Origin of the sequence: Streptomyces sp. NPDC028722 (genome assembly GCF_040637655.1) — a bacterium.
Classification (GTDB): Bacteria; Actinomycetota; Actinomycetes; order Streptomycetales; family Streptomycetaceae; genus Streptomyces.
The window spans coordinates 108,079-115,132 of record NZ_JBEZWU010000026.1 but is presented as its reverse complement, the minus strand read 5'-3'; the positions used below and the strand labels follow the sequence as shown (position 1 = coordinate 115,132).

Here is a 7,054-nt window from a genome sequence, read left to right as displayed (position 1 = left end):
CGGGGCTGGGATGTGTCGCGGTTGTTCGATCCGGATCCTGAGAAGGTCGGTAAGTCGATGGTCCGCCATGGTGGGTTTCTTCATGGTGCGGGGGAGTTCGATCCGGGGTTCTTCGGGATTTCGCCGCGTGAGGCGTTGGCGATGGATCCGCAGCAGCGGTTGTTGCTGGAGGTGTCGTGGGAAGTGCTGGAGCGGGCCGGTATCGATCCGACCGCACTGAAGGGCAGCCGCACCGGCGTCTTCACGGGCGCCATGTACCACGACTACGCCACCACACTGACGCGCGTACCCGAGGAGCTGGAGGGTTTCCTCGGCAACGGCAACGCGGGCAGCTTCATCTCGGGCCGGGTGGCGTACACCTTCGGCTTCGAGGGCCCGGCGGTGACGGTGGACACGGCGTGCTCGTCGTCGCTGGTGGCGATGCACTCCGCGATGCAGGCGCTGCGCAGCGGCGAGTGCTCGCTCGCGCTGGCCGGCGGTGTCGCCGTCATGGCCACGCCCGGGAGCTTCGTGGAGTTCTCCAGGCAGCGGGGCCTCGCGCCGGACGGACGGTGCAAGTCGTTCGCGGCGGGTGCGGACGGTACGGCGTGGGCGGAAGGCGTGGGTCTCGTCCTGCTGGAGCGCCTGTCCGACGCTCGCCGCAACGGCCACGAGGTGCTGGCCCTGGTGCGGGGCACGGCCATCAACCAGGACGGTGCGTCGAACGGCATCACGGCGCCGAACGGTCCGTCGCAGCAGCGCGTGATCCGGCAGGCGTTGGCGAGTGCCGGTCTGTCGGCGGCCGACGTGGACGCGGTGGAGGCGCACGGTACGGGTACGTCGCTGGGTGACCCGATCGAGGCGCAGGCGTTGATCGCCACGTACGGCCAGGAGCGGGCCGGGGACGAGCCGTTGTGGCTGGGTTCGTTGAAGTCGAACATCGGTCATGCGCAGGCGGCGGCCGGTGTGGCGGGTGTGATCAAGATGGTGCAGGCGATGCGGCACGGCGTTCTGCCGAAGACGTTGCATGTGGACGAGCCGTCGCCGAAGGTGGACTGGTCGGCCGGCGCGGTGGAGCTGTTGACGGAGTCGCGGGAGTGGCCGACGGTAGAGGGCCGTCCGTGTCGCGCCGCGGTCTCCTCCTTCGGCCTCAGCGGCACCAACGCCCACGTCATCCTGGAAGCAGCCGGGACAGAAACCCCAGCGGACCGTGCGGCGGCTCCGGACGCCGTCGTACCGCTGCTGGTGTCGGGTATGTCTCCGGAGGCGGTGCGGGCTCAGGCCGAGGCGTTGGTGGCCCACCTGGACTCCGCTCGGGACGTGCTTCTCACCGACGTGGCGTACTCGCTGGCGACGACCCGGACGCATTTCGACCATCGTGCGGTGGTCGTCGCCGGGTCGGTGGGGGAGGCGCGGGAGGGTCTGGCGTCGGTGCGCCCGGAGAGCGTGGTGCGTGGCCGTCTGGGTGTGTTGTTCACCGGGCAGGGGTCGCAGCGGGTGGGGATGGGGCGTGAGCTGTACGGCGCCTTCCCGGTGTTCGCCGAGGCCTTCGATGAGGTGTGCGCGGCCGTCGACGGGAAGCTGGGCTGCTCGTTGAAGACGGTGGTCTTCGAGGGCGGGGCGCTGCTGGAGGAGACGGGGTACGCGCAGCCGGCGCTGTTTGCGGTCGAGGTGGCGCTGTACCACCTCTTACGGTCTTGGGGCGTGCGTCCTGATTTCCTGGCGGGTCATTCGATCGGTGAGGTGACGGCCGCGTATGTGGCGGGTGTGTGGTCGCTGGAGGATGCGGCCACGCTGGTCGTCGCGCGTGGTCGGCTGATGCAGGCGCTGCCGGCGGGTGGCGTGATGGTCGCGTTGGAGGCCACGGAAGAGGAGGTCGCGCCGCTGCTGTCGGACGGTGTGAGCATCGCCGCGGTCAACGGGCCGACCTCGCTGGTGCTGTCGGGGGCTGAGGGTGCGGTGTTGGCGGTTACCGAAGCCTTGCCCGGCCGTCGGGTCAAGCGGCTGCGGGTGTCACACGCGTTCCATTCGCCGTTGATGGACCCGATGCTGGAAGAGTTCCGCGAGGTCGCGGCCGGGCTGACGTACAACACCCCGGGCCTGCCGGTGGTGTCCAACCTGACCGGCGAGGTGGCGGACGCAGGGCGGTTGTGCTCGCCGGAGTACTGGGTGGAGCACGTACGCGGCACGGTCCGTTTCCACGACGGTGTGCAAGCCATGAAGGACCAGAGGGTCACCACTTTCGTGGAGTTGGGTCCGGACGGCATCCTCACCGGGATGGTGGCGGTGGACTGCGTACCGTCGTTGCGGCGTGACGTCGGTGAGGAGCGTGCCCTGCTGGCCACTCTCGGACAGCTGCACACACGCGGTGTAGCCATCGACTGGGAGCAGGTCTTCGCCCGCACCGGCGCACGCCGCGTTGACCTGCCCACGTACGCCTTCCAACACCAGCGCTTCTGGATCGAGGGCGACGGCCCGAGCGCTCCTGAGCCGGTCATCGACCCGGTCGACCCGGTCGACGCGGCGTTCTGGGAGATCGTGGACAGTGGGGACGCGGACTCGCTGGCGCGATCCCTGCGACTCGACGCGACCGCCCTGGACGGTGTGCTGCCCGCCCTGTCCGCGTGGCGCCGCCGTCATCGGGACCAGGCGGTGCTGGACGGCTGGCGTTACCGGATCACCTGGCAACCCGTCACGGACGCGCTCGACCCGGGTGCTGCCGTCGCCGACGGCACGTGGCTGATGCTGGTACCCACGGGACACGCCGACGCGACGGCGGTGGCCACGAGTGCCGCGCTGACCGCGCACGGTGGTCGCGTCGTGCGGGTGGACGTGGACGGTGAGGACCGGGAGACCCTGGCGAAGGTCGTACGGGCGCGTCTCGACGCGGAGTCGGGCACGACGGCCGGCGTCGTGTCCCTGCTCGCCCTGGACGAGCGGCCCGAGCCCTCCCATCCGGCGCTGTCGCGCGGTACGGCCGCCACCGTCACGCTCGTGCAGGCTCTCCATGACCTGGACGTCACCGCCCCGCTGTGGTGCCTGACCTCGGGAGCTGTCGCGGTCCGTGAGGACACGGAGGTGACGAGTGCGGCGCAGCCGATGATGTGGGGAGTGGGCACCGTACTCGCCCTGGACCATCCGAAGACCTGGGGCGGGCTGGTCGATCTGGCCGCCGAGCCCGACGGGGCCGCGTGGGGCCGGTTGGTCGCCGTGCTGTGTGGACGGCACGACGAGGACCAGGTGGCGATCCGGTCCTCGGGCTCGTACGCGCGGCGCATGATCCGCGCCGAGTCCGTCGCCGCGAGCGGTGACACCGGACCCGCCGAGGCCTGGACACCGCACGGTACGGTGCTCGTCACCGGCGGCACGGGTGGCATCGGTGCGCACGTGGCGCGCTGGGCCGCCGCCCGGGGCGCGGAGCACCTGCTCCTGCTCAGCCGTCGCGGCCCGGCCGCCGAGGGCGCGGCGGCGTTGGAGGCGGAGCTGACCGCGCTCGGCGCCCGCGTCACCATCGCGGCCTGTGATGTCACCGACCGTGCGGCGCTCGCGGAGGTGATCGCCCGAGTGCCGTCGGACCTGCCCGTCACAGCCGTCTTCCATACCGCCGGTGTCGCGCAGGAGCCGAAGAAGCTGCCCGACAGCACGTTGGCGGAGTTCGCCGAGGTCGGGCGGGCGAAGGTCGTCGGTGCCGTACACCTCGACGAACTGCTGACCGGCCATCCCCTTGAGGCATTCGTGGTGTTCTCCTCCGGGGCCGCCGCCTGGGGTGGTGCGGGTCAGAGCGGGTACGCCGCCGCCAACGCCTTCGTCGAGGGGCTGGCGCACCGCAGGCGTGCCGACGGGCGGCCGGCGCTCGCCGTGGCCTGGGGCGCCTGGGCCGGTGGTGGCATGGTCGACGACTTCGTGGCCGAGGAGTTCGCGGAGGTCGGCGTGGAGCTGATGCGGCCCGAACTCGCGGTCGAGGCCCTGGGCCGGGCGATGGCGAGCGGTGACGGGCATGTCGTGGTCGCGGGCATCGACTGGTCGCGGTTCGCGCCGTCCTTCACGGTCGCCAGGGAGCGTCCACTGCTGCGAGCCCTGCCCGAAGTCGCGGCCCTGACGCAGCCGGCCGGGGCCGGCGCCGGTGCGGACCAGGGTGCGGGCCAGGAGTCCGGGAACGACGGCGCGGCACTGCGGGCACGACTGCTGCGCGTGTCCCCGCGGGAGCGGCTGGCGGTACTGACCGATCTGGTGCTGGCGGAGGCGGGGCAGGTGCTCGGTCACGCCACGGGCTCGACGGCCGTCGAGGACGGGGTCGCCCTCCTCGACATCGGCTTCGACTCGCTGACCGGCCTGGAGCTGCGCAACCGGCTCAATCGGGTGTCGGGACTCGAACTGGCGCAGGGCCTGATCTTCGACTTCCCGACCGCCGGCATGATCGCCGAACTCATGCGGGACGCCCTGGAGCCCGAACTGACCGTCAGCCCGCAAACGGTGACGGAGGAGTTCAGCAAGCTGGAGCTGGCGGTGACCCCGGCGCTGCACGACGACGCGTCGCGTGCGCGGGCCGTCGCGCGGCTGCGCGAGCTGCTGTCCGAGTGGGACCGCCCGGAAGAGGGGAAGTAGCCGGATGTTCGAGGTCGAGACCTATCTGCGTCGCCTGGGCTTCAGCGAGGTGCCCGAGCCCAGCGTCGAGACGCTGCGCGTGCTGCACAAACACCACATGATGTCGCTGGCCTACGACAGCAGCGATTTCATCAAGAGCTTCACGGGCTTCCGCAACGTCGTCGACATCGACGTCGACGCGACCTTCCGGGCGATCGTCACGGGAGGCGCGGGCGGCGTGTGCCACGACCTGAGCGGCCTGTTCCGCAGACTCCTGACCGAACTCGGCTACGACGTCTCGATCCTGGCCGCGTCCCAGCGCTGGCCCGACGGGCGGTTCGGGCCGGACTTCGAGCACACCTTCAACTGTGTGCGGCTCGACGGCGAGATCTGGCTCGTCGACGTGGGCTTCGCCGGTCCGTCGTACCTGGAGCCGCTGCGGATGACCGACGAGGTGCAGCGGCAGTTCGGTTGCTCCTACCGGCTGACGACGGCCGGCACGTACCACGTCCTGGAGCGCAAGGCCGCCACCGGGGACTGGCGTTCGGTGTACCGGTTCGAGCTGACGGCCCGCGCCGTCTCCGACTGGGACAGTCCGCAGGACACCGCCGTCGAGCGGATCGTGAAGGACTCGCTGTTCGCCGGCACCGTGCTGCGGGGCCGCGCCACCGACAACGGGCAGGTCGTCCTCACCGGCAGGCGGCTGTTGCGGGTGGAGAACGGCCACGAATCGGCCCGCATGCTGATCGACAAGGCCGAGTTCGACGGCGTGGTGAAGGACATCCTCGCCGGCTCGGGCAACGGCTGAGGCGGGACCGGACGGAGATGACCATGGAGACGGAGACCAGCGGCGCCGGGACCGGAACGGTCGCCGCCACCGACACGGACGTGGCCGTCGTCGGCTACGGCCCGGTCGGTCAGGTACTGGCGATCCTGCTGGCCGCGCGCGGCTGGCGGATCACGGTCGTGGAACGCTGGCCCCGGCCGTACCCCATGCCGCGGGCGGTCGGCTTCGACGACGAGGCGGCCCGTATTCTCGCGGCTGCCGGCATCGGGCCCTTCCTCGACAAGTTCGGTGAGAACTCACGGGACTACGCCTGGCGCAACGCCGCCGGCGAGACCCTGCTGCACATGGAGAGCGCCGAGAACGGCCACTGCGGCTGGCCACAGGCGACCGCCATGTACCAGCCGGGCCTGGAGGCCACGCTCATCGACCGCGGCACCGACTTCCCGAACCTGCGGGTCGTCCGCGGGCAGGCGGTCGTCGAACTCGACGACCGTGGCGACCTGGTCGAGGTGATCTGCGAGGACACCGACGAACAGGAGCACACCTTCACCGCACGGTACGTCGTCGGATGCGACGGGGCGAACAGCTTCGTCCGGGAGTCGATGGAGAGTTTCCTCACCGACCTCGGATTCTTCTACGACTGGCTCATCTGCGACGTCGTGCTGAACGAGCCCCGCGACTTCCACCCCAACAACCTCCAGATCTGCGACCCGGAGCGGCCCCGGACCGCGGTGTCGGCCGGTCCGGGGCACCGCCGGTACGAGTTCATGCGGTTGCCGGGCGAGAGCATGGAGGAGCTGAAGCGGGACGAGACCCTCTGGCGCATGCTGGAGATGTTCTCCGTCCGCCCCGACAACGCGACCCTCGAACGGCACGCCGTCTACACCTTCCAGGCCCGCTGGGCGGCGGAGTGGCGCAAGGGCCGGCTGCTGATCGCGGGGGACGCCGCGCACCTCATGCCACCCTTCGCCGGGCAGGGCATGTGCTCGGGCTTCCGGGACGTCGCCAACCTGTCGTGGAAACTCGACCTGCTGCTGCGCGGCCTCGCCGACGACTCGATACTCGACACCTACACCGTCGAGCGCCGGGCGCACGTCCGGAACGCCGTCACCACGTCCGTGAAGCTCGGCAAGGTGATCTGCGTGACCGACCCCGCCGCGGCCGCCGACCGGGATGCGATCATGCTGGCCGGGCGTGACCGGGAGAGCGGCGGCGCGCTGCCGATGTCGACCGCGATCCCGCTCACCGACGGGCTGCTCCACCGTGCCGCCGACGGCACGCCGCTGCTGCCCGCCGGCACCCTGTTCCCGCAGGCGCGGGTGGCGGGTGCCGACGGGGACGGGCTGCTGGACGAGATCGTCGGCCTCGGCTTCGTACTGCTCACCGCCGCCGATCCGGCGACAGGCCTGGACGATCGACGGCGGGCCTTCCTCGACGGTCTCGGTACGCGCTACGCGCACGTCCTGCCCGCCGGCACATCACCGCGCGCACCCGGTGACGGCGCCGTGGTCGACATCGAGGACCGGTATCTGCCGTACCTGGCCGAGAGCGACGCGACAGCCGTGCTGGTGCGCCCCGACTTCACCGTCTTCGGCGCGGCGCACGGGCCACAGGAGCTGGGCGCGCTCGTGGACGAACTGGCGCACCGGCTGGGGGCGCCGCTCCTGGCTGCCGGCTGAGGCTTTCCCACCCTGACGAGCACGA

Annotated in this window: 3 protein-coding genes; all 3 read left to right on the top strand. The window is 71.1% G+C overall.

All coding sequences use genetic code 11. The features are described 5' to 3' along the window. Positions 1-12 precede the first annotated feature (12 nt). From AB0F03_RS30595 to AB0F03_RS30585, 3 genes are read left to right on the top strand one after another with little or no spacing between them, the layout of a single operon-like run. Positions 13-4,584, top strand: coding sequence for a type I polyketide synthase (locus AB0F03_RS30595; RefSeq protein WP_361997694.1), 4,572 nt, complete (start codon positions 13-15; stop codon positions 4,582-4,584). 4 nt (positions 4,585-4,588) lie between these two features. Beyond that, entirely contained in the window at positions 4,589-5,371 is a 783-nt protein-coding gene (locus AB0F03_RS30590) for an arylamine N-acetyltransferase (RefSeq protein WP_361997693.1), read from the top strand. A 23-nt stretch (positions 5,372-5,394) separates the two neighbouring features. Then, positions 5,395-7,029 carry a bifunctional 3-(3-hydroxy-phenyl)propionate/3-hydroxycinnamic acid hydroxylase gene (locus AB0F03_RS30585; protein ID WP_361997691.1) on the top strand — a complete coding sequence of 545 codons (1,635 nt, stop codon included), beginning with the start codon at positions 5,395-5,397 and terminating at the stop codon, positions 7,027-7,029. Positions 7,030-7,054: the final 25 nt, after the last annotated feature.